At 52.5% G+C, this 2873-nt stretch carries 1 protein-coding gene and 1 tRNA gene; one reads left to right on the top strand and one right to left on the bottom strand.

Annotation, left to right across the window (positions count from 1 at the left end):
* Window positions 1-37 precede the first annotated feature (37 nt).
* Window positions 38-122 (bottom strand) — tRNA-Ser (locus NW212_RS15070).
* A 147-nt stretch (window positions 123-269) separates the two neighbouring features.
* Between NW212_RS15070 and NW212_RS15065 the strand changes: the two genes are divergently transcribed.
* Complete coding sequence (locus NW212_RS15065) at window positions 270-2789, top strand: endonuclease MutS2 (RefSeq protein WP_258339433.1); 2520 nt, start codon at window positions 270-272, stop codon at window positions 2787-2789.
* Window positions 2790-2873: the final 84 nt, after the last annotated feature.

The raw sequence follows: 2873 nt of genomic DNA, 5'->3' as shown, positions 1-2873 counted from the left end.
TTGTCTTAATTTGACTACCTAATGTCTTAGGTTTCAGCGGAGAGACAGGGATTCGAACCCCGGGTACCTCGCGGTACAACGGTTTTCAAGACCGCCGCAATCGACCACTCTGCCACCTCTCCAAAACTCTTTTCAGGAGTGCTTCCTTTCAAAAGCGATGCAAAGGTACGCATATTTTTTGAATATGCAAATATCTGACCGCTTTTTTTGATTCTTTTTTCTCATTGTCGTAACTTTGCAGCAGAAATCAAAAGAACAAATGTTTATTCATGATATACCCGCAGAACTTTGAACAGAAAATAGGATTCAACCAGATCCGCGACCTGCTGAAAGCAAAATGTCTTAGCACATTGGGCGAAGAACGAGTGGATGAAATGGCTTTCTCTGACAATTTTGAGGAAATCAGCACCCGACTGGCGCAGACAACGGAGTTTGTACGGATCATCCAGGAGGAAAACAGTTTTCCCGACCAGTATTTCTTTGACGTGCGCACGCCGCTCAAACGCATACGTGTGGAAGGACTGTACCTGGACGAACAAGAGGTGTTCGACTTGAAGCGCTCGCTTGAAACGATACGCGACATCGTGCGCTTTCTCCAGCAAACCGAAGAAGACGAGGATCCGGACGGCAACGGAACGGAAAACACCAAATCCCCCTACCCCGCACTGCGTGAGCTGGCAGGCGACATCATCGTGTTTCCACAGATCATAGCACGCATCAACGGCATTCTCGACAAATTCGGAAAAATCAAGGACAATGCCTCGGCAGAACTGCTGCGCATCCGGAGAGAGTTGTCTGCCACGGCAAGCAGCATATCACGGAGCTTGAATTCAATCCTCCGGAACGCTCAGTCTGAAGGGTATGTCGACAAGGATATCACTCCGACCGTACGCGACGGGCGGCTTGTCATCCCCGTCGCTCCGGGCATGAAACGGAAAATAAGGGGTATAGTCCACGATGAATCGGCCACCGGAAAGACCGTATTCATAGAACCGGCGGAAGTGGTGGAGGCAAACAACCGCATCCGCGAACTGGAGGGAGAGGAAAGACGGGAAATCATCCGCATACTCACCGAGTTCTCCGCAGCAATCCGCCCCCAGATACCGGCAATCCTGCAATCTTACGACTTTCTGGCTGAAATAGACTTCATCCGCGCCAAAGCTTTGTCCGGCATCGAAATGAAAGGGATAAAGCCAGCGTTTGAGGACGCACAGGTCATTGACTGGAGCGAAGCCGTTCACCCATTATTGAGAATGTCGCTTGAGAAACACGGGAAAAAGGTAGTGCCGCTAGACATCGAACTGGATGCAGCACGCCGCATCCTGCTCATATCCGGACCGAATGCCGGCGGAAAGTCCGTCTGCCTTAAAACCGTCGGACTGCTTCAGTATATGCTGCAGTGCGGAATGCTTGTTTCGATGAGCGAAAGCAGCCATGCCGGCATATTCAGCCATATCTTCATCGATATCGGCGACGAACAGAGCATTGAAGACGACTTGAGCACCTACTCTTCGCATCTGACCAACATGAAGATGATGCTGAAATACTGCAACCACCGGAGCCTTATCCTGATCGACGAGTTTGGCGGAGGAACGGAACCGCAAATCGGAGGCGCCATCGCCGAAGCCGTCTTGAAACGGCTGAACAACAAAGGTACCTTCGGGGTCATCACCACGCACTATCAGAACCTGAAGCACTTTGCGGAAGACCACGAAGGGGTGGTAAACGGAGCGATGCTTTATGACCGGCACGAAATGCGCCCGCTGTTCCAGCTGCAGATAGGAAACCCGGGAAGTTCGTTTGCCGTAGAGATTGCACGGAAAATCGGCCTGCCCGAAGAGGTGATAGCCGACGCCTCAGAAATCGTAGGAAGCGAATACATACAGAGCGACAAATACCTGCAGGACATCGTGCGCGACAAACGGTACTGGGAAACCAAACGCCAGAAAATCCACCAGAGGGAAAAGCAGATGGACGCAGTCATCGAAAAATACCAGCGCGAAATCGAAGAACTGGAGCGGAGCCGGAAAGAGATTCTGAAAAAGGCGAAAGAAGATGCCGAACACTTGCTGAAAGAGTCAAACGCAAAAATCGAGAACACAATCCGGACCATCAAGGAATCGCAGGCGGAAAAAGAGAAAACCCGGCAGGCACGCCAGGAACTGGAAGACTTCAAGCGCCAGGTGGAAGAGGCGGAAAAAGCAGCCGCAGAAGAAAAAATCGCACGCAAGATGGAGCAGTTGCGCCAGAAGCAGGAGCGGAAAAAAAACCGGAAAGAACAGCAGAAGGCCGAAGATGCAGCCCGGGAAACGCCTAAAGCAAGGCCTATAATGGCAGACGATTACGTGCGGATCAAGGGACAGACCAGCGTAGGACAGGTGCTCGAAACAAATCCGAGAAATACGGTAGTCATGTTCGGACTGATGAAGACGAATGTCAAGACAGAGCGTCTGGAACGCGCCGAAGCCCCCAAACCGGCCGCCCCGGTAAAGTCGACCTTCGTGAGCAGCGAAACGCAGGAACTGATGCACAAGAAGAAACTGAATTTCAAGCAGGACATTGACGTGAGGGGCATGAGGGGGGATGAAGCCATCCAGGCGGTCACTTACTTCATCGACGACGCCGTTCAGGTGGGCATCAGCCGCGTCCGCATCCTTCACGGAACGGGAACCGGCATCCTGCGCACACTCATCCGGCAATACCTTGCCACGGTGCCGGGAGTCGCCCATTTCCAGGACGAGCATGTGCAGTTCGGAGGGGCCGGAATCACAGTGGTCGACTTGAAATAAGACGCACGGCCTGCCAGGATGCACATTGCGGGCAAATCTTTCACATCCGGCACAAAGCCCTGCACCCGTCCGGATTTCATGCCG

The sequence above is a fragment of the Bacteroides sp. ET225 genome (assembly GCF_024733745.1).
In the GTDB taxonomy this organism is placed as follows: domain Bacteria; phylum Bacteroidota; class Bacteroidia; order Bacteroidales; family Bacteroidaceae; genus Phocaeicola; species Phocaeicola excrementipullorum.
The sequence above is the reverse complement of the archived record's forward strand: the minus strand, read 5'-3'. Positions and strand labels throughout refer to the sequence as shown.

Excerpts from the sequence above, each read along its gene's own strand:
- NW212_RS15065 (WP_258339433.1), top strand. The coding sequence starts at position 270 with ATGATATACCCGCAGAACTTTGAACAGAAAATAGGATTCAACCAGATC.